Raw genomic sequence first — 21,102 nt, 5'->3', positions numbered from 1 at the left:
ATCAAAGCCCCTTCGCCTTCAGTTGCGCATCGAGACGCGGATACACGCGCCGCGCATTGCCTTCGTAGATCTTGTGACGCGCTTGCGCATCGAGCGACGACGCGTCGATGTAGCGCTTCGTGTCGTCGTAGTAGTGACCGGTTTCCGGATCGATGCCGCGCACCGCGCCGATCATCTCGCTCGCGAACAGGATGTTGTCGACCGGAATCACGCCGGTCAGCAGATCGATGCCGGGCTGGTGATACACGCACGTATCGAAGAACACGTTGTTGAGCAGATGGTCTTTCAGCAGCGGTTTCTTCAGTTCCTGCGCGAGCCCGCGAAACCGTCCCCAGTGATACGGCACCGCGCCGCCGCCGTGCGGGATCACGAAGCGCAGCGTCGGAAAATCGCGGAACAGGTCGGAGGTCAGACACTGCATGAACGCGGTGGTGTCGGCGTTCAGATAGTGCGCGCCGGTCGTGTGGAAGCACGCGTTGCAGCTCGTGCTCACGTGGATCATCGCGGGAATGTCGTACTCGACCATCTTCTCGTAGATCGGGTACCAGTAGCGATCCGACAGCGGCGGGCTCGTCCAGTGGCCGCCGGACGGATCCGGATTCAGGTTGATCGCGACGTTACCGTATTCCTCGACGCAGCGCACGAGCTCCGGAATGCAGGTCGCGATATCGACGCCGGGGCTTTGCGGCAGCATCGCGGCCGGCACGAAGTGATCGGGAAACAGGCGATGCACGCGATGGCACAGCTCGTTGCACACGGCCGCCCACGTGCTCGACACCGCGAAGTCGCCGATGTGATGCGCCATGAAGCTCGCGCGCGGGCTGAAGATCGTCAGGTCGAGGCCGCGCTCGCGCATCAGCCGCAGTTGGTTGTGCTCGATCGATTCGCGCAGTTCGTCGTCGCTGATGTGCAGCTCGGCCACCTTCGGTTGCTCCGACGGACTGCCGAGCGCCGCGATCTGGCGAGCGCGCCACGCTTCCAGCGCTTTCGGCGCGGTGGTGTAGTGGCCGTGAATATCGATGATCATTGATGCTCCTGCGTTTGATGAGGTGTCCGGCACCCTGCCGACGACCGCGCCGGACGGCGGTGTGCGTCAGTGCGCCGGGTTTTCGAGTTCCTGCGGTTCGGGTGCGGCCGCACGCTGCGTCGTCATGATCGCGATGGCCGCCAGCACGGCCGGCACCGCGAGCATCGACAGGATCGCGTCGAACTTCCAGCCGAAACCGAGCAGCGCGCCGCCGATCGCCGAGCCGAAGATGCTGCCGAAGCGGCCCATTCCGAGCATCCAGCTCACGCCAGTTGCGCGTGCAACCGTCGGATAGCGACCGGGTGCATACGCGTTCAGCCCGGTCTGCGCGCCGCTCATGCAGAAGCCGGCCGCGAACACGAGCAGCGCGAGCGACGACGACAACGCACCGGCCCATGCGAGCAAGGCCACGCACAGCCCGCCGCCGAGATACGCAATACCGATCACCGGCGCCGGCCGTACGCGATCCATCAGCCAGCCCACCCCGATCGCGCCGATCGTGCCGCCAATCTGGAACATCGCCGTCACGTTCGCGGCCGTGCTGACGGACAGGCCCGCGTCCTTGATCAGCGTCGGCAGCCAGCCGGTCAGCAGATAGATCACCAGCAGACCCATGAAATAGGTGATCCACAACGACAGCGTCACGCGGCCGTAGCCTTGCGAGAACAGCACGCCGATCGGCTTGCGCGTCGGCAGCGGCGGCTCGTTCGACACGAACGTCTCGTCGCCGCTGAATCGACCGCCGCACACGCGGTTCAGCAGCGCGCCGATGCGCTGCGACGGCGCGCCGTGCACGGCCAGCAGCCGCGCCGATTCGGGCAGCAGCCAAAGCTGAAGCGGAATCAGCAGCAGCGGCAGCGCGCCGCCGAACAGCAGCACGGCGCGCCAGCCGTGCAGCGGAATCAGCCAGCCGGCAACGAAACCGATCAGCGCAGAGCCGAGGTTGAAGCCGGTAAACATCACGGTGATCATCAGCGCGCGCATCCGCTGCGGTGCGTACTCCGACAACAGCGTCGTCGTGTTCGGCATCGCCGCGCCCAGACCGACGCCGGTCAGCAGCCGCAGCATCGCCATCTCGAACGGCGAGTGCGCATGCGCGGTCAAGATCGTGAACACGCCGAACAGGAAGACCGACGCGATCAGCACGCGCTTGCGCCCGAACCGGTCGGCGCTCGGACCGGCCAGCAGCGCGCCGATCACGAGTCCGATCGGCGCCGCGCTCATCACGAGGCCGAACTCCGGCCGCGAGATCGCCCAGTCGCGAATCACCGACGGCGCGACGAATCCCATGATCGCGACGTCCATCCCGTCGGCGATCACGACGAGGCAGCACAGCACGACCAGCAGCCACTGGTAACGCGACACCGGCCGCTCGTCGATGAACGACTTGATGTCGATTGTCTTTCCACTTGCCATCATGACTCTCCTGTCTCCTTGGCGACGATCGACCTATCGATTCGTCATCCTATTTATAGGGTTTGGCACGCTTCCGGCGTGTCGGCCTCCCGGTCCCGCAGGCGCCGCGATCCCGCGCGCGCCTTCGACCTGCGTTACGTGTTGCCCGGCGTGTCCGCGCCGTCCCAGCCGAGCGGCCCGGCGCTCTTGCCAGCCACCGAGTACAGCGCGCCCGGCGCGTTGCGCGTGCGCTGGAAATCCTCCAGCGATTCGCCGCGCATCGCCGCGTAGATATGCAGGTTCGATACGCCCGTCACCGCGCCGAGCTTTTCGAGCAGGAAGAAGATCACGCCGTAGCGCAGCAGGCCGAGCCAGTCGCGCCGGCGGATCAGGTCGCGCTCCTCCGTGCTGAGGTCCGCCGCGGCAAAGCTCGCTTCGGGGTCGCTCACGAACTGCGCGCGATGCGCGGGCTCGATCATCCGGTGCAGATAGTCGTTGATCCGGTACGCACGCACGGCCCGCTCGATCGTGAACGGATAGGTGCCGGGCAGTTGCTCGACGCCGGCGAGTTCGGCCGCGATCCGCTGCCGGTGACGCTCGGCCGCCGCCTCGTCGACGTCGGTGTCCGCCGGCTCGTAGACGGCCGTCGCGATCCCCGTCATCGACGGCAGGTAGTAGCCGCGGTGCCGGCACACGACGCCCGCCGGCAACGCGCCGCGCATCGTGAGCCACATCACGACCTCGGCGCCTTCGAAGCCGCCGAGCGCCGCGTATTCGCCGAGCGGCATGCCAGCCAGGCGCTCGGGGTCGCGCTCGAGCAGATCGAGAAAACGCGCGTCCCATTCGGGATTGTTGAAGCCCGAACGCTCGCCGTGCACCTGATGCGACAGTCCTCCGGTCGCGACGATCGCGACGCGCAGGTCCTCCGGATAGCTTTCGATCGCGCGGCGCAGCGCCTGGCCGAGCCGGTAGAAGCGGCGCGCGGACGGCACCGGCAACTGCAGCACGCCCATCTGCAGCGGCACGAGTTGCACCGGCCAGTCGGGGCGGTGCGGACACAGCACCGACAGCGGCGAAAAGCAGCCATGATCGAGCGGCTTGTTCTGGAAGAACGACATGTCGAACTCGTCGGCCATCAGCGACTGGCCGATATGCGCGGCGAATGCAGGATGGCCGGCGATCGGCGGCAGGTCGCGCGCGCCGCCGCCTTCGTCCGCCGGATGCCACTGCGGCCCGACGCCGAGCGAGAACGCCGAGTAGTGATCGAAGAAGAACGACGTCACGTGGTCGTTGTAGATGAACAGCAGCACGTCGGGACGCTTGTCGGCGAGCCACGCGGCCAGCGGCGCGAAGTTTTCGAAGATCGGCGCCCAGACCGGATCGTCGCGCTTGTTCTTGTCGAACGCGAACCCGATCGTGGGCGTGTGGGAGGCCGCGATGCCTCCGATAATCCGTGCCATGCCAATGCTCCTTCGTGGTGCTCTGATGCGGTCCGGCCGTGCCGGCCGTTGCCGATTGAATGCGTGCGCGTTCGCTCGCTACGCGCGGCCGTCCGGCTGCGGCGCAAGGCTGCGCTTGACGACCAGCGCGAGCGGAACGGCGAATACGAAATGCGACATGAACCCGCCGATGATCACGTTCGGGTCGAAATAGTTCGGATGATTGCTCGACGCGATCATGATCAGCGCGTGCATCACGATCCATGCGACGATAGCGAAGAACAGCGCGACGAACGTCGCCTCGAAGCCGCGCTGGCGGAACCACGGCCAGATCGCCGCGAACACGATGCCCCACGACAGCGCGAACACGAAATGGATCGCCGTGCCGATGAAGTATGCGCCGATGCCGAGCGCATCCTGTGCGGCCTTGCCGAACACGAGCCCCGTCGCGTTGCGCGGGATGCCGGCGAGCGGCATCAGGTGCTGCGCGCCGACCCACACGAGCGCCTCGTAAACCCAGATCAGCACCGCGCCCGCGAAGCCGCCGCGAATGCCCGCGCGGATCGTGTCCGACAGCCGCGTGCTGCGTGCCGATGCGCCCGCCGATGCGCCGGCTCCAATGATGTGCTGTCGCCCCATTACGCTACCTCGCTCGTAGTTGCAGGAGCCGCGCCGCACGCCAGCTCCTTTCCGTGATCGGACGAACAATGAATCAGATGGCGGTCCGATGTGCCGGCAACCGCGTGCTTGCGGCGCCCGGGATTGAAATTACTCAGCCGCAGGCGATGCAACACAGTTAGGGAAAACCCTTATATTTTGGAGAAGCCGCCTATCCGGCAAGCTTTCAACCGGCACGCGAACCGCGTTTCCGATGGCCTGAAAGCCCGCCGAATATGGCGCACGCGCGTCGGCGTTCGGCGGCGCACGCGCCGCAACCGGTCGCCCGGCGATTCGCACCCGATAAATAAAACAGATGGATCGACAAGCACGACGCAAGCTGCGCGGCCACCGTTCCGGTAAAGTCGTTCAACCCGCTGCATCGCCGGCGCGGGCCGTACGGCGGCACGCATGTCGCGCGTGCCGCCGTCGGCGACGCACACTGCCCGAACACCCATGGACAACACCGAACTTCCGAATCTCGCCTGCCTGTACGCGGTGCGGCGCGTTGCCGAGACGGGCAGCGTGAGCCGCGCCGCCGCGACGCTGTTTCGCGCGCAGTCGGCCGTCACGCGCGCGGTGCAGGAACTCGAAGCGGCCGTCGGCGCAGCGTTGTTCGATCGCAAGCCGTCCGGCATGCTCGCAACGCCGGTCGGTCGTGCGGTACTCAAGCGCGGCGAGCGCGTGATCGCGGAACTCGGCGCGCTCGCGAACTGGTGTGCGCTGCGCCAGTCGCGCCGCCGCGCGTCAGCCGACAGCGGCCTGCCCGCGTACCTGCTCAACACGCGGCGGCTCCAGCTGTTCTCGACGCTCGCGCGGCACCGGCACATGCCGAGCGCCGCGCGTGCGCTCGGCGTCACGCAGCCGGCCGTCAGCAGCGCGATCAGGATTCTCGAGAGCGGCGCGGGTTTCGCGCTGTTCCATCGACATCCGCGCGGCCTGCTGCTGACGGCCGACGGCGAGACGTTCCTGCTGCACGTGCGGCGCGCGCTGAACGAACTGCGGCACGTCGCGGACGACGTCGCTGCGCTGCACGGCAGCATCCAGGGCATCGTGACCGTCGGTGCGCTGCCGCTCGGCCGCACGCTGATACTGCCCGAAGCGGTCGCGCGCGTCGTCACGCGCTTTCCGAAGGTGCGCGTGATCACCGACGAAAGCGCCTACGAGGCGCTCGTTGCCGGCGTGCGCGCGGGCGACGTCGACTTCATCCTCGGTGCGCTGCGCCCGAGCGATCCGGCGAGCGACCTCGAAAACGAGCGGCTGATGTCCGAGAACCTCGTCGTGCTCGCGCGACACGATCACCCGCTCGCCGACGTCCGGAACCTCGGGCTCGCGAGCCTCGCCGGCGCGCAATGGATCCTGCCGCGCAGCCACTCGCCCGCGCGCGGGCTGTTCGAATCGCTGTTCCGGCGCATGAAACTCAAGCCGCCGATGCCGACGGTCGAAAGTGCCGACCTCGCGGTGATTCGCGGCCTGCTGCTGCATAGCGACATGCTCGCGGTGCTGTCCGCGCAGCAACTGCGCTACGAATGCGACGCGGGGTTGCTGGCCGTGCTCGACGTGCCGATGCGCGAAACGGCCCGCGACATTGGCCTGATGACACGCACCGGCAGCCCACCGTCGCCGGCGGCACGCGCGTTGATCGATGCGATCCGTGTGGTCGCGACCGAAGTCGCGCGCACGCCGCACGCTACGACCGCTGCGCGATAACGAAAGCGCATGGCTGCCGCGCCGGATTCGCATCGCACCCACCCCATGCGTTGCCGCACAATTCGATCGATATACGCTGCGGCTACCGGCCGAAGCGCGACGCTGCCATCACGCGTCGCGATACCGGACGCCCAGCCCGCGCCTCACCTTCATCAGGAGCGACACGCATGATCGACCCGACGATAGCGTTCATCGGTTTCGGCGAAGCGGGCAGCCTGCTCGGACGCGCACTCGCCGCGCGCAACGTCCGCGTGACGATGTACGACCGGCAGCTCGACGATGCAAGGACGGCGAGCGCGATGCGCGACAAGGCTACGCGCGTGCAGGTCGAAGCCGCGTCGACGGTCGCCGCCGCGATCCGCGACGCGCAATGGATCGTGTCGGCCGTGACGGCATCGTCCGACGCGGAAGTCGCCGCCGCGGTCGCCGCGCACATCCGGGCGGACCAGACGTTCATCGACATCAACTCGGTATCGCCGGCGCGGAAGCAGCACGGCCAGCGGCTGATCGAATCCGCCGGCGGCCGTTACGTCGAAGCGGCGGTGATGGCGCCCGTGCCGCCGCACGGCCTCGCAGTACCGATGCTGCTGGCCGGTCCGTCGGCCGACGCGGTCGCACGCGAGCTGACCACGCTCGGCTTCGCTGCACAGGCCGTGTCGACACGCGTCGGCGCCGCATCGGCCGCGAAAATGTGCCGCAGCGTGATGATCAAGGGAATCGAAGCGCTCACCGTCGAATGCCTGAGCGCGGCCCGCGCGTATGGTGCGGATGCGCTGGTGCTCGCGTCGCTGCGGCAGACCTTCGACACGTTCGCGACGCGGCCCGACCTGCCCGGCTACCTGATCGGCCGCGTCGCCGAGCATGGCCGCCGGCGCGCGGCCGAGATGCGCGAAGTGTGCGACACGCTGCGCGAAGGCGGCGTTGCGCCGGAGATGAGCGAAGCATGCGCTCGCGTGCAGGACGGATTCATCGACAGGATGGCCGCCCGCGGCCTCGACTACCACGCGCTGCTGCCGTTCGACTGGAAGGCGGTGCTCGACCGGCTGGGTGATCGGCCGGTGTCGGCGCCGACACCGCCCAGGTACGGCGCCGGTCGCGATGACTGACCGGCGGCAGCGTGGCATCGCTCGGGCTCAACGCGTTGGGGCAAGCTAACGGGGGACCGCGTGGCGCCCCCCCTGGCAGCGATTCGGCGCCGCACGCATGATCGTGCCGCGCCGGCGCACTAGCGTTCGCGCAACGCCTCGGCGGCCCGGTTCAGCGGCTTGACGAGGTAGTCGAACACGGTGCGGCGCCCGGTGCGGATCTCGGCGGTCGCGACCATGCCCGGCAGGATCGGATGCCGCTTGCCGTCGCGGGTTTCCAGATACGCATGCTGCGTGAGCACGTAGACGCGGTAGTAATACACGCGCCGGTCGACCTGGTCTTCGATCGTGTCGGGCGAAATCCGCTCGACCTTCGCTGGCAGCGAGCCGTAGATCGACGATTCGAACGCCGTGATCTTCACGGTCGCGTCCTGCCCCGGATGAACGAACGCGATGTCGCGAGGGCTGAGGCGCGCCTCGATCAGCAACTGATCGTCGAGCGGCACGATTTCCATCAGCATGCCGCCCGGCGCAATCACGCCGCCGACCGTCGACACCCGGATGTCCTTCACGATGCCGCGCGCCGGCGCACGAATCACGGTTCGTCGCAATTGATCGGCACGGCCTTCGCGAACCTTGAGCAACGGTTCGAGATCGGCCATCGTCTTCGAGTAGTCGGCTTTCAGCGCGACGTAGTACTCGCTCTGCGCCGCCGCGAGCTTCGTCGAGAATTCGGCGGCCTTCTGCCGCAGCCGGAGCACTTCCACCTCGTTGGTCGCGCCGGTTTTCAGCAGCGGCAACGCAATCCGGAGCTCGTCCTCGGCGAGGCGCAACTGTTCGCGCAGGTTGGCGACGTTTTCGCGAAACGCGCGCCGGTTGGCGACGAACAGCTGACGCTCGCGCGCGGTCACGGCCTTCTCGTTCGCGAGTTCCGCCGGGAAGTCGATGCCGGGCAGGTCGTTCATCTCCGCATACAGCCGCGCGGCGCGGCCCTGCAATGCGGTGATCCGCTCCAGCGTTTCCTCCATCGACGCGCGCGCGAGCACCGGATCGAGCGTCGCGAGCCGCTGGCCCGCGTCGACGACGTCGCCCTCGCGCACCGCCAGCTCCAGCAGGATGCCGCCTTCGAGACTCTGGATGACCTGCCCTTTCGATGCCGGCGTGACCTTGGCTTCGCCGACCGCGACTTCGTCGAGGTTCGCGAACACGGACCACACCAGGAAGATCGCCAGCGCGGCGACGATCAGCCACAGCATCCGCCGGGCGGGTGCCGCTTCGCGCACGCGGTGCGCCGACCACGGAAAATCGCTCATTGCGCCTCTCCCGCCATCTGCGCCGCCACCGGACGCGAGCCGCCGGCCGCCGGCGCCGGCGTGCCGGCGCCGCGCAACGCGGCCAGCACCTCGTCTTTCGGACCGTCGCGCACCACGCGCCCGCCATCGAGCACGATGATGCGATCGACGATCGACAGCACCGGATAACGATGCGTCGCCACGATCAACGTGCGATTGCCCAGCCATTGCTGCAGGCGCTCGACGATCGCCCGCTCGGTCGCCTCGTCGAGCGAGGCGGTCGGCTCGTCGAGCAGCAACACGTTCGGCGAGCGCAGAATCACGCGGGCCAGCATCAGCGCCTGCTTCTGGCCGCCGGACAGGCCAAGGCCGCTTTCGCGCAGCTTCATGTCGAGGCCGTGCGGCTGCCGCAGCAGCAACTGGTCCGCGCACGCGACCTTCATCGCGGCGAGCATCGCGTCGTCACTGGCGAGCGGATTCGCGATCAACAGGTTCTCTCGCAGCGTGCCGTAGAAGAGGCTCGATTCCTGCAGCAGCATCCCGACGTCGCGACGGACATCGGCGACGTCGATCAGCGGCATCGGCGTGTCGTTGAACAGGATGCGCCCCTGCACCGGCGTCGCGAGCCCGCCGAACAGCCTCAGCAACGTCGACTTTCCCGCGCCGACCCGGCCGAGAATCGCAACCCGCTCGCCGGGCTCGATCGACAGATTCGGAATACTGAGCACGGGTTTTTCCTGCGGATCGAAGCTGTATCCGACCTGCTCGAAGCGATATCGGCCGACGAGCGCCGGCTTGTGATACGCATCGACCGCCGGATCGTGGTCGACCGGCAGCGCGAGCAGGTTGTCGAGCCCCTTCTTGCCCGCCCGTACGTTCTGGATGCGCGACAGCACGGCGGGAATCTGCCCCAGCGGCGCGATCGTGCGGCTCGTCAGGATCGAACAGGCGAGCACGGCGCCGAACGACAGGCTCGAGTCGAGGATGCCGTACACGCCGGCGACCAGCACGCCGGCGTAGGCAAGCTGCTGCACCGTCTGCGCGAGATTGACCAGCAAGCCCGCCAGCCGGCGCTGCTGCAAGCCGATATCGGCATTCACGCGATTCGTATGCGCCCACACCTGCCGGAATCGCGGCTCCGCCTGCAACGCCTTGATGTCTTCGGCGCGATAGATCGCTTCCATCAGGATCGCGTTGCGCAGCGCCGATTCCTCGAGCCCCCGGTTCGACAGCTTCGCCAGCGGGATCTGTGCAAGCACGCCCGGCAGGATCAGCAGCGGGATCGCCGCGAGCGGCACGAACGCGAGCGGCCCGCCGAGCAGCCAGATGATGAACAGGAACGTGACGACGAACGGGATGTCGATCAGCACGCCCATCGTGCTCGACGTCAGCAGCTCGCGCAGCTGTTCGAGGTCCCGAAGCTGGGCGACCAGCGTGCCCGGCGAGCGCGGCCGCGCGTCGTTGCGGATGTCGAGCACGCGCGCGAAGAACATCGCGGACAGCTTGAGGTCCGCCTGCTTGCCGAAATGATCGGCAATCGACACGCGCGCGGTACGCAGCAGCAGTTCCAGCGCGAGCGCGAGCACGACACCCGACGCCAGCACCCACAGCGTATGCGTCGCCCGCGCCGGGACCACGCGATCCCACACCTGCATCGCGAACAGCGACGTCGCGATCGCGAGCAGATTGCCGAACAGCGAGCCGGCGCCGAGATCGAGCAACACCTTCCATTGCGCCGAGAACAGATCGTGCAGCCAGGTGTCGGGTTTGACGGACAGGTAGCCGTCGACGCGCTCGTCGCGCCGCGCGACCCGCTCGTGGACGATCAGCACGCGGGCCGGCCACGCGGGCGGCGGCGCGTCCAGCTCGATCGCGCGTTCGAGCGGCTTGCCGTCGAACACGAACTGAACGACCGCACGCCCCGCCGCGACCGACACGATCACACCGACATGCGCATCGTCGAACACGGCGAGCGCCGGCAGCATCGCCGGCGTGAGCCGCGCCGGCGGCAATGCGACGAACTGCGCGGCCAGGCCTGCGGACGCGGCGACTTCGACGACGGCCGCGTCCGGATCTGCGACGCTCGCCCACGATGCCGCGCCGCGCACCTGCTCCGGCGAAACGGCGAGGCCGAGATGCCGCGCCGCGAAAATCAGCGGGTCGGCCCATCGGGCGATGTCGGCGCCGGCATCGCGGCCGGCGCGAAACGCATCATTCATGACGACTCCCCTCGTGTTCGCGCAGCAATTCGACGAACTTGCCGACTGCCACGTATGCCTTGATGCGCGCAATCGCGCCGTCGGCCAGCGCGTTGATCGACTCGACTTCCGATTCGAAGATGTCGCGCTCCGGATTCACGACATCGGTCAACGTACGCTTGTTCAGGATGTATTCCTGCCAGTACAGGTCGCGCGACGCCCGCGACAGCGCGGTCACCTTCTCGTAGCTGTTCAGGCGCGCCGCGGCGCCCGATGCTTCGATCTCCGCCGACTTGAGCGCGCTGCGCGTGACGAGCCGCCGGTTCTCGAGGCTTTCGCGGTTCGCGCGCAGTTCGGCTTCGGCGGCCGCGATCTGGTGTCTCGCCAGGCCGCCCAGCGAGTAATTGCCGCTCACCGCGAAACCGATCCACGTGTCGTTGGTGGCGTTCGGGCGGCCGCTCGATATCGAACGGCTCGCGCCGATACCGATCGACGGGAAGCGCTCCGACTGCGCGACCCGCACGCGCGCATCGGCCGCATCGACGGCCGCCGCCGCGGCAAGCACCGACGGCGTGCGCTCGATGTCGCCGCCGGCATAGCCGAGATCGCCGACGAAATCCACCGTGCCGCCGAGATTCGCCACGCGCCGCGGGCGCGCGCCGATCAGTTCGGTGAGCTTCGCGGCGGCGACGTCGAAACGCGTGTTGGCCTTCAGCACTTCCGCCTGCGCATGCAGGATCGCCAGTTCGACCAGGTTGCGGTCCGACGAAACCGATAGTCCGGCCCGTACGCGATCGAGGATCTTCGTGCGCGTGTCGCTCAGCGCGACGACCTGGCGCCGCGCGGCGGCGACGACGTCCTGGCTGGCGGCCAGTTCGACGAACGTCGACGCCGTCTGGTACGCGACCGTCTCGATCGTGTCGGCCAGCTGATACTGCTTCTGGCTGCGCGTCGCGTCCGCCGCGGAAATCCGGCCCGACGTGCGGCCGAAGTCGTACAGCAACTGCGACACGCCGATCGATGCGCGCGTGCCGGTACGGTTGCCGTTGCTGCCGAAGCTGCCGCCATAGCCGGGACGCACGCCGTAGTCGATCTTCGGGTACCAGGCCGCCTTCGCGACCTCGACCTCCGACACGCTTTGCGCCACTTCCGCATGCGCGCGGCCGATGTCCGGATGGCGCGCGATCGCGACGCCGACCGCGTCGCGCAGCGTCAGGCGATCGAGCGCGATGCGCAGCGTCTCGCCCGAGGCGCCGGCGGCATCCTCGGCATCCTCGGCGTGCCCGGCAGCGGGGACATCGAACGCGTCCGGTCTATCCGGCGTGATCGTCGTCACCCCTGCCGTCATCCCGTCATGCAGCGGCGAAACCGGCGCTTGCGGATCGATCGGCGCCATCGCGCGGGACAGGTTCGCGAGGACGATGCGCCGCGCCGGGTCCGCGGGCGGCAACGGCGGCGCCACGTGCCGGCGCGGTGCGGCAGCGGGCATGCCGGCCGGCAGCGGCACGAACGACGCCGTCGCCATCGCCGTCCGCACTGGCGCAGCGGCCGGCCTGGGCGGCGCGGGTGGCGATGAATGCGCTGACGGCGCCGCGGCCGCATGGACCGTGTCAACCGGTGCGCGCGCCGCGATCTCGAACGAATCGGTCAGCCGGCCGCTCGGCAGCGGCGACGACGACGCGAACGCCGCCGCTGCGGTGTCGAGCAGCGCGATCGCGAACAACACATGGCCTGGATGGAAAACGGCGCGCGCCGCGCAAACGGCGCGACGCAAGGTGTAGCTGAAACGAGCGGTTGTCTTGAGCATCATCGGGACGCCGGCGGCGAGCCGTCCGGCAAAGCAGACCCCGCTTGCCGCGGGGATGGATATGCGTCGGGCAAGCCCGCGTCGCGATGCGACGGGGGCTCGCCGTGTCGGAGAGGCAGGCCGGCCTCCCCGTTGCGCTACGGTCAGACGATGATCTGCTGGTTCGCGAGCAGGGTCTCCAGGTTGGTCGTCACGTTGTTCAGCGTGACGAGGGTTTCGGAACCGAACGCCGTCCCGGCGCCGTCGCGGTCGATACTGATCACCGTATCGGCGCCGACGTTCGTCACCGACAGGAACTGCCCGATCGTGTCGCCCGCATCGATCGTGGGCACGCCGTCCACGTAGTGCGCGGGGCCGTCCGCATCGGCCGTGTAACCGACCAGCAGCTTCGACAGATCGATCTTGTCGCCGCTCGTATCGTTCGGGCCGCTGGCCAGCTGAAAGTCGGTGATGACGTCCTGGCCGTTGCCGCCGGTGTTGTCCGCGCCGACGACTTCCCACAGGAACACGTCGGTGCCGGCGCCGCCCGTCAGCGTGTCGTTACCGGCGCCGCCGATCAGGATGTCGTTGCCGTTGCCGCCGTTGAGCGTGTCGTTGCCGGCACCGCCGCGCAGCAGGTCGTTGCCGTCGCCGCCGTTCAGCACGTCGTCCCCGCCGTAGCCGTACAGGCGGTCGTTGCCGGACGTGCCGGTGACGGTGTCGCTGCTCGACGTACCCTCGATGATCGACGCCGACTGCGTCGAGCCGAGCAGGTTCGCATTCAGCAACTGACCGGCCGTGGCCGACGCCGACAGGCCCGTCTTGTCGGTCGCGGAGATCGTCACGCTGTCGAGCGCACTGACGCTGATCAGCCCGCCGTTCAGCGTGATCGAACCGAGAAACTCGTTGAGCTTCAGGTTGTCGATCGTGCCGCCGTCGCTCGCCGTGATCGTCAGGTCGGACGACGGCCCGATCAAGCCGAGGATCCCGGGGTTGTTGACGACGTTGAAGTGCAGCCCCAACTCGTTCGCCAGCGCCTGGTTCGCGTTGAATTGCAGCGCGCCGAGGCCGATCAATCCGCCGTAGTGCAGCGTCACGTGATCGATGTTGTTGTTGTAGTCCGATGCGGCGAACGCCTGCTGCGTGCTGAAATCGATCAGGTTGAGCAGATTCGCGCCGATGATCCCGAGCAGGTTCCCCGACGACTGCGCCGATACGACCGGCGCGACGTTCGGATCGATCGTGAAGAGCTGCGAGGTCGTCGGGCCGAGGTTGCCCGCCGCATCGACGACGCGCACCGTCGCCGTGTAGTCGGCCGCGGACAACACGCCCGGTGCATACCAGGTCCAGTTCGTGCCGTTGACGGTCGCGTTGGTCCAGTGTGCGCCGCCGTCGAGGCTGACCTGGACGACCTCGCCCGCGCCGAGCGCCGCGTTCAGCGTGCCGCCCAGAGTCGGGGTCGTGTCGCCGGTGATCCAGTCGTTGGGCACGCCGGTGTTGTCGGTCAGGGTCGTGAGCGTGGCCGTCGCGGTCGGGGCGGTCGTATCGACCGTGATCGCGAACGATGCGCTCGGTACGCTGACGTTGCCTGCCGTGTCCGTTGCGGTGACGGTCAGATTGTGTGCGCCTTCACCCAGGCCGGTGGTCGGCGTGAACGTCCAGTTTCCGGACGGGTCTGCCGTCGTCGTGCCCAGCAACGTCGTGCCGTCATAGACGCTCACCGTGCTGCCTGCTTCCGCCGTACCTGCAAGCGTCGGCGTCGTGTCGTCCGTCGTTGCGCCAGTCGTCAGCAGGCCGACGATCGAACCGACGTCGTCCGTGACGGTGGCGATGATCGGTGCAGCCGGTGCCGTCAGGTCTGCAACCGTGACCGATGCGGACGGGCCGGTGTTGCCTGCCGCGTCGGTCGCGGTCACGCCGATCACCGTGCCGATCGGCAACGGGGTCGATGGCGTGTACGTCCATGCACCGCTCGGATCGGCCGTCACGGTGGCGTCCGGGGTGCCGTCGCCGTTCGTGTCGATGTTGACCGTTGCGCCCGCTTCGGCTGTACCCGACAGCGATGTGCCGTCCGTTGGGTTCACCGTCGGAATCGCCGGCGCCGTCGTGTCCACCGTCAGGTTGAATGCCGTGCTCGGCGTGCTTACGTTGCCTGCGGTGTCCGTTGCGGTGACGGTCAGGCTGTGTGCACCTTCACCCAGTGCCGTGCTCGGCGTGAACGTCCAGTTTCCGGAGGGGTCTGCCGTTGTGGTGCCCAGCAATGTCGTGCCGTCGTACACATTGATCGTGCTACCCGCTTCTGCCGTGCCAGCGAGTGTCGGCGTCGTGTCGTCCGTCGTTGCGCCAGTCGTCAGCACGCCGGCAATCGAACCCACGTCGTCCGTCACGCTAACGACGATCGGTGCCGAAGGTGCCGTCGTGTCGCCCGTTACCGTGACCGAAGCAGACGGACCCGTATTGCCTGCCGCGTCGGTGGCCGTCACGCCGATCACCGTGCCGACCGGCAGCGGGGTCGACGGCGTGTACGTCCATGCACCGCTCGGATCGGCCGTCACGGTGGCGTCCGGCGTGCCGTCGCCGTTCGTGTCGATGTTGACCGTTGCGCCCGCTTCGGCTGTACCCGACAGCGACGTACCGTCCGTTGCGTTCACCGTCGGAATCGCCGGGGCTGTCGTATCGACTGTGATCGCGAACGATGCGCTCGGAGCACTCACGTTGCCTGCCGTATCCGTTGCAGTCACCGTGATCGCATGTGCACCCTCTCCCAAACCCGTGCTCGGCGTGAAGGTCCAGTTTCCGGAGGGGTCCGCTGTTGTGGTACCCAGCAGCGTCGTGCCGTCATAGACGCTCACCGTGCTGCCCGCTTCTGCCGTGCCAGCAAGAGTAGGCGTTGCGTCATCCGTACTGCCGCCTGAAACGATCGCACCAACAACGGAACCCACATCGTCCGTCACGGTACCGATGATCGGTGCGGCCGGTGCCGTCACGTCACCCGTCACCGTTACCGATGCAGACGGACCCGTATTGCCTGCTGCGTCGGTGGCAGTCACGCCGATCACCGTGCCGACCGGCAGCGGGGTCGACGGCGTGTACGTCCACGCGCCGCTCGGGTCGGCCGTCACGGTGGCGTCCGGCGTGCCGTCGCCGTTCGTGTCGATGTTGACCGTTGCGCCCGCCTCGGCTGTACCCGACAGCGACGTACCATCTGTTGCGTTCACCGTCGGAATCGCCGGCGCCGTCGTGTCGACCGTCAGGTTGAATGCCGTGCTCGGCACGCTGACGTTGCCGGCGGTGTCCGTTGCGGTGACGGTCAGGCTGTGTGCACCTTCACCCAGTGCTGTGCTCGGTGTGAACGTCCAGTTTCCGGACGGGTCTGCCGTCGTGGTACCCAGCAGCGTCGTGCCGTCATAGACGCTCACCGTGCTACCTGCTTCTGCCGTGCCAGCAAGAGTAGGCGTTGCGTCATCCGTACTGCCGCCGGAAACGATCGCGCCAACAACGGAACCCACGTCATCCGTGACGCTAACAACGACCGGTGCGGCAGGTGCCGTCGTGTCGCCCGTCACCGTTACCGATGCAGACGGACCCGTATTGCCTGCCGCGTCCGTGGCGGTCACGCCGATCACCGTGCCGATCGGCAACGGGGTCGATGGCGTGTACGTCCACGCGCCGCTCGGGTCCGCCGTCACGGTTGCATCCGGTGTACCGTCGCCATTCGTGTCGATATTGATTGTTGCCCCTGCCTCCGCCGTTCCCGACAGCGATGTACCGTCCGTCGCGTTCACCGTCGGAATCGCCGGCGCCGTCGTATCGACCGTGATCGCGAACGACGCGCTCGGTGCACTGACGTTGCCCGCAGTGTCCGTTGCAGTGACGGTCAGGCTGTGTGCGCCTTCACCCAGCGCGGTGGTCGGCGTGAAGGTCCAGTTTCCGGAGGGGTCCGCTGTTGTGGTACCCAGCAGCGTCGTGCCGTCGTAGACGCTCACCGTGCTGCCTGCTTCCGCCGTGCCAGCAAAAGTAGGCGTTGCGTCATCCGTACTGCCGCCTGAAACGACCGCGCCAACAACAGAACCCACATCGTCCGTCACGGTACCGATGATCGGTGCGGCCGGTGCCGTCACGTCACCCGTCACCGTTACCGATGCAGACGGACCCGTATTGCCTGCTGCGTCCGTGGCGGTCACGCCGATCACCGTGCCGACCGGCAGCGGAGTCGATGGGGTGTACGTCCACGCGCCGCTCGGATCAGCCGTCACGGTTGCATCCGGCGTACCGTCGCCATTCGTGTCGATGTTGACCGTTGCGCCCGCTTCGGCCGTTCCCGACAGTGACGTACCGTCCGTCGCGTTCACCGTCGGAATCGCCGGCGCTGTCGTGTCGACCGTCAGGTTGAATGCCGTGCTCGGCGCGCTGACGTTGCCTGCGGTGTCCGTTGCGGTCACCGTGATTGCGTGTGCGCCCTCTCCCAAACCAGCGGTCGGCGTGAACGTCCAGTTTCCAGACGGATTCGCCGTCGTCGTGCCCAGCAGCGTCGTGCCGTCATAGACGCTCACCGTGCTGCCGGCTTCTGCCGTACCGCTCAATGTCGGCGTCGCATCATCAGTAGCACCACCAGAAGTGATCGCACCAACAACGGAACCCACGTCGTCCGTGACACTAACGACGACCGGTGCCGCAGGCGCCGTCGTGTCGCCCGTCACCGTTATCGATGCGGACGGACCCGTATTGCCTGCTGCGTCGGTGGCTGTCACACCAATCACCGTGCCGACCGGCAGCGGGGTCGACGGCGTGTACGTCCATGCACCGCTCGGATCGGCCGTCACGGTTGCATCCGGTGTGCCATCGCCGTTCGTGTCGATATTGACCGTTGCGCCCGCTTCGGCCGTTCCCGACAGCGACGTTCCGTCCGTCGCGTTCACCGTCGGAATCGCCGGCGCCGTCGTATCGATCGTCAGGTTGAATGCCGTGCTCGGCGTGCTTACGTTGCCTGCGGTGTCCGTTGCGGTGACGGTCAGGCTGTGTGCGCCTTCACCCAGTGCCGTGCTCGGCGTGAACGTCCAGTTTCCAGATGAGTCTGCCGTCGTCGTGCCCAGCAGCGTCGTGCCGTCATAGACGCTCACCGTGCTACCTGCTTCTGCCGTGCCAGCAAGGGTAGGCGTTGCGTCATCCGTACTGGCGCCGGATACGATCGCACCAACAACGGAACCCACATCGTCCGTCACGGTGCCGATGATCGGTGCCGCAGGTGCCGTCACGTCACCCGTCACCGTTACCGAAGCAGACGGACCCGTATTGCCTGCTGCGTCGGTGGCCGTCACGCCGATCACCGTGCCGACCGGCAGCGGGGTCGACGGCGTGTACGTCCATGCGCCGCTCGGATCGGCCGTCACGGTTGCATCCGGTGTGCCATCGCCGTTCGTGTCGATATTGACCGTTGCGCCCGCTTCGGCTGTACCCGACAGCGACGTACCGTCCGTCGCGTTCACCGTCGGAATCGCCGGCGCCGTCGTATCGATCGTCAAGTCAAAGGCCGCACTCGGCGCGCTCACGTTGCCTGCCGTATCCGTTGCAGTCACCGTGATCGAGTGCGCGCCCTCTCCCAAACCAGTAGTCGGCGTGAACGTCCAGTTTCCGGACGGATCTGCCGTCGTCGTGCCCAGCAGCGTCGTGCCGTCGTACACATTGATCGTACTACCCGCTTCTGCTGTTCCAGCGAGTGTCGGCGTCGTGTCGTCCGTCGTTGCACCAGTCGTCAGCACGCCGGCGACCGAACCCACGTCGTCCGTGACGCTAACGACGACCGGTGCCGCAGGCGCCGTCGTGTCACCCGTCACCGTTACCGAAGCCGACGGACCCGTATTGCCTGCCGCGTCGGTGACCGTCACACCAATCACCGTGCCGACCGGCAGCGGGGTCGACGGCGTATACGTCCACGCGCCGCTCGGGTCGGCCGTCACAGTGGCGTCCGGCATGCCGTCGCCGTTCGTGTCGATGTTGACCGTTGCGCCCGCTTCGGCAGTGCCCGACAGCGACGTTCCGTCCGTCGCGTTCACCGTCGGAATCGCCGGCGCCGTCGTATCGATCGTCAGGTCGAAGGCCGCGCTCGGCGCACTCACGTTGCCCGCCGTATCCGTTGCAGTCACCGTGATCGAGTGCGCGCCCTCTCCCAAACCCGTGCTCGGCGTGAAGGTCCAGTTTCCGGACGGATCTGTCGTCGTGGTACCCAGCAGCGTCGTACCGTCGTACACATTGATCGTGCTACCTGCTTCCGCAGTACCGCTCAGTGTCGGTGTCGCATCATCAGTAGCACCACCAGAAGTGATCGCACCAACAACGGAACCCACATCGTCCGTCACGGTACCGATGATAGGCACGGCCGGCGCCGTCGTATCCCCCGACACCGTCACCGAGGCAGACGGCCCCGTGTTGCCTGCCGCATCTGTAACCGTCACCCCAATCACCGTGCCGACCGGCAGCGGAGTCGACGGCGTATACGTCCACGCGCCACTCGGATCGACCGTCACCGTGGCGTCCGGCGTGCCATCGCCATTCGTATCGATGTTGACCGTCGCGCCCGCTTCCGCCGTCCCCGACAGCGACGTACCATCCGTCGCGTTCACCGTCGGCGCCGCCGGCGCTGTCGTATCGATCGTCAAGCCGAATGCCGCGCTCGGCGCACTCACGTTGCCTGCCGTATCCGTTGCAGTCACCGTGATCGAGTGTGCGCCCTCTCCCAAACCCGTGCTCGGCGTGAACGTCCAGTTTCCGGACGGATCTGTCGTCGTGGTACCCAGCAATGTCGTGCCGTCATACACATTGATCGTGCTGCCCGCTTCCGCGGTACCGCTCAATGTCGGTGTCGCATCATCAGTACTGCTTCCGGATACGATCGCGCCAACAACGGAACCCACGTCGTCCGTCACAGTGCCGATGACCGGAGCCGCAGGCGCGGTCGTGTCACCCGACACCGTTACCGAGGCCGACGGCCCCGTATTGCCTGCCGCATCGGTGACCGTCACCCCAATCACCGTGCCGACCGGCAGCGGAGTCGACGGCGTATACGTCCACGCGCCACTCGGATCGGCCGTCACCGTGGCGTCCGGCGTGCCGTCGCCATTCGTATCGATGTTGACCGTCGCGCCCGCTTCCGCCGTCCCCGACAGCGACGTACCATCCGTCGCGTTCACCGTCGGCGCCGCCGGCGCTGTCGTATCGATCGTCAAGCCGAATGCCGCGCTCGGCGCACTCACGTTGCCTGCCGTATCCGTTGCAGTCACCGTGATCGAGTGCGCGCCCTCTCCCAAACCCGTACTCGGCGTGAACGTCCACTTCCCGGACGAATCCGCCGTCGTCGTCCCCAGCAACGTCGTGCCGTCATAGACGCTCACCCTGCTACCCGCTTCCGCCGTACCGCTCAACGTCGGCGTCGTATCGTTCGTCGCACCGCCGATCGCAACCGGATGTTGTGCATCGTCGTTGACGGCCGTAATCGCAGGCGCTTCCGGCACGATCGTATCCACCACGATCCCGACCGTGCCCAGCTCGTTCGTATTGCCGCTGCTGTCGGTCTGCGTCACGGTGATCTGATGGGCGCCGTCGGGCAACGTACCGGGCGTGTACGACCAGTGCCCGTTCGCGTCCACAGTCACCGTACCGACCGTCTGACCATCGATCTGGATCGTAACCGTCGCGTTCGGCTGAGCACCCGAACCCGCGATCGTCGGCGACGCGCGCCCCGTGACGACATTGCCGTTGCCGCCAACCGGCTGCCCATCGATCGAGTCGATCGTCGGTCGCGCCGGTCCGGTCGGCGTTCCGCCGCCGCTACCGCTACTGCCACCATCCCCGCCGCCGCCGCTGGCCGCGGCCGCCGCAATGCCGCCGGCCGCGGCGACGCCACCGAGTATTCCGAGCAGGGCACCGGTCGACAACCCGTCGCCGATCGGCGCATAGACGAGCGCCGAATCGACGATACCGTCGCCGGTCGCCTGCAACCCGGGGCCGAACTGCACGAGAAACCGCCCGTCGTCCTGGACGAAGACGAGATTGTGATAATCCGCGCCGTTTTCGAAGAACGCCTGCACGCGTACCGTTCGGCCGTCCTTGAATTCGACGACCAGGTCGTTCCCGGAACGCGCGTAGTTGGCCACGTCCTCCTTGTGCGCCGACAGCAGGAAATTGGCTGGACCACCGGGCGACGCGACGACCTGCGAACCATTGGCGACCGGAACATCGACGTGATTGCTCAATACCGACGAGGAAACCATTGCCCGACTCCTTGTAGATAGGGATGACAAACCTGGCCCGTCGCCGACGGGCAAACGTTCAACCAAACGGGCGCGACGGGGCACGACGCGATTTCGCGCCGCTGCAAATCGGGTATCCGGCTCGCGCGGGACGCAACGAGCCGCTAGCCCACCCGAGGCGGTCTATAACGGAAAAGGAAGAAAGGAGCCGGGGCTGCTATGGAATCAGGGGCGAGTCCAGACGGCCGGAACAGCCGTTCGCCCTAC

General features: G+C 67.4%; 11 protein-coding genes. 3 read left to right on the top strand and 8 right to left on the bottom strand.

Annotation, left to right across the window (positions count from 1 at the left end; genetic code table 11):
* Position 1 precedes the first annotated feature (1 nt).
* The 4 genes from WS96_RS08650 to WS96_RS08635 all read right to left on the bottom strand — a co-directional run bounded on the left by WS96_RS08650 (position 2) and on the right by WS96_RS08635 (position 4,500).
* Positions 2–1,027, bottom strand: a complete 1,026-nt coding sequence (locus tag WS96_RS08650) for an amidohydrolase family protein (RefSeq protein WP_059831878.1) — start codon at positions 1,025–1,027, stop codon at positions 2–4.
* Between the two features lie 66 nt (positions 1,028–1,093).
* Positions 1,094–2,443, bottom strand: a complete 1,350-nt coding sequence (locus WS96_RS08645; protein ID WP_059832137.1) for an MFS transporter — start codon at positions 2,441–2,443, stop codon at positions 1,094–1,096.
* A 134-nt stretch (positions 2,444–2,577) separates the two neighbouring features.
* Complete coding sequence (locus WS96_RS08640; protein ID WP_059831876.1) at positions 2,578–3,882, bottom strand: gallate dioxygenase; 1,305 nt, start codon at positions 3,880–3,882, stop codon at positions 2,578–2,580.
* Positions 3,883–3,960: 78 nt separating this feature from the next.
* Entirely contained in the window at positions 3,961–4,500 is a 540-nt protein-coding gene (locus tag WS96_RS08635; protein ID WP_156443608.1) for a hypothetical protein, read from the bottom strand.
* 474 nt (positions 4,501–4,974) lie between these two features.
* Here WS96_RS08635 and WS96_RS08630 point away from each other — a divergent pair, with 474 nt between their 5' ends.
* Both WS96_RS08630 and WS96_RS08625 read left to right on the top strand, forming a co-directional pair.
* Positions 4,975–6,228, top strand: coding sequence for a LysR family transcriptional regulator (locus WS96_RS08630; RefSeq protein ID WP_059831873.1), 1,254 nt, complete (start codon positions 4,975–4,977; stop codon positions 6,226–6,228).
* Between the two features lie 167 nt (positions 6,229–6,395).
* Entirely contained in the window at positions 6,396–7,334 is a 939-nt protein-coding gene (locus WS96_RS08625; RefSeq protein ID WP_059831871.1) for an NAD(P)-dependent oxidoreductase, read from the top strand.
* A gap of 119 nt (positions 7,335–7,453) precedes the next feature.
* Here WS96_RS08625 and WS96_RS08620 read toward each other — a convergent pair whose 3' ends face one another.
* The 3 genes from WS96_RS08620 to WS96_RS08610 are packed head-to-tail and all read right to left on the bottom strand — an operon-like array spanning position 7,454 to position 12,211.
* Positions 7,454–8,626 (bottom strand): HlyD family efflux transporter periplasmic adaptor subunit, encoded by a 1,173-nt coding sequence (locus tag WS96_RS08620; RefSeq protein ID WP_059831869.1) that lies wholly within the window; start codon positions 8,624–8,626, stop codon positions 7,454–7,456.
* Positions 8,623–10,824 (bottom strand): type I secretion system permease/ATPase, encoded by a 2,202-nt coding sequence (locus WS96_RS08615; protein WP_059831867.1) that lies wholly within the window; start codon positions 10,822–10,824, stop codon positions 8,623–8,625. Before WS96_RS08615 ends, WS96_RS08620 begins: the two co-directional genes overlap by 4 nt.
* Complete coding sequence (locus tag WS96_RS08610) at positions 10,817–12,211, bottom strand: TolC family protein (protein ID WP_257127973.1); 1,395 nt, start codon at positions 12,209–12,211, stop codon at positions 10,817–10,819. Before WS96_RS08610 ends, WS96_RS08615 begins: the two co-directional genes overlap by 8 nt.
* Between WS96_RS08610 and WS96_RS34455 the strand changes: the two genes are divergently transcribed.
* Positions 12,126–12,584, top strand: coding sequence for a hypothetical protein (locus WS96_RS34455; RefSeq protein ID WP_257127974.1), 459 nt, complete (start codon positions 12,126–12,128; stop codon positions 12,582–12,584). The two genes, WS96_RS08610 and WS96_RS34455, sit on opposite strands and share 86 nt — an antisense overlap.
* Before the next feature lie 169 nt (positions 12,585–12,753).
* On the opposite strand, the gene adhA is transcribed toward WS96_RS34455, so the two are convergent.
* Positions 12,754–20,856 carry a cable pilus-associated adhesin AdhA gene (adhA, locus tag WS96_RS08605; protein ID WP_059831865.1) on the bottom strand — a complete coding sequence of 2,701 codons (8,103 nt, stop codon included), beginning with the start codon at positions 20,854–20,856 and terminating at the stop codon, positions 12,754–12,756.
* Positions 20,857–21,102 lie beyond the last annotated feature (246 nt).

Source organism: Burkholderia sp. MSMB1835, from assembly GCF_001526365.1.
GTDB lineage: Bacteria > Pseudomonadota > Gammaproteobacteria > Burkholderiales > Burkholderiaceae > Burkholderia.
This window is presented reverse-complemented; position numbering and strand designations above follow the sequence as displayed.

Excerpts from the sequence above, each read along its gene's own strand:
- WS96_RS08645 (WP_059832137.1), bottom strand. The coding sequence starts at position 2,443 with ATGGCAAGTGGAAAGACAATCGACATCAAGTCGTTCATCGACGAGCGG.
- WS96_RS08650 (WP_059831878.1), bottom strand. The coding sequence starts at position 1,027 with ATGATCATCGATATTCACGGCCACTACACCACCGCGCCGAAAGCGCTG.
- WS96_RS08630 (WP_059831873.1), top strand. The coding sequence starts at position 4,975 with ATGGACAACACCGAACTTCCGAATCTCGCCTGCCTGTACGCGGTGCGG.
- WS96_RS08620 (WP_059831869.1), bottom strand. The coding sequence starts at position 8,626 with ATGAGCGATTTTCCGTGGTCGGCGCACCGCGTGCGCGAAGCGGCACCC.
- adhA (WP_059831865.1), bottom strand. The coding sequence starts at position 20,856 with ATGGTTTCCTCGTCGGTATTGAGCAATCACGTCGATGTTCCGGTCGCC.
- WS96_RS08615 (WP_059831867.1), bottom strand. The coding sequence starts at position 10,824 with ATGAATGATGCGTTTCGCGCCGGCCGCGATGCCGGCGCCGACATCGCC.
- WS96_RS08640 (WP_059831876.1), bottom strand. The coding sequence starts at position 3,882 with ATGGCACGGATTATCGGAGGCATCGCGGCCTCCCACACGCCCACGATC.
- WS96_RS08635 (WP_156443608.1), bottom strand. The coding sequence starts at position 4,500 with ATGGGGCGACAGCACATCATTGGAGCCGGCGCATCGGCGGGCGCATCG.
- WS96_RS08625 (WP_059831871.1), top strand. The coding sequence starts at position 6,396 with ATGATCGACCCGACGATAGCGTTCATCGGTTTCGGCGAAGCGGGCAGC.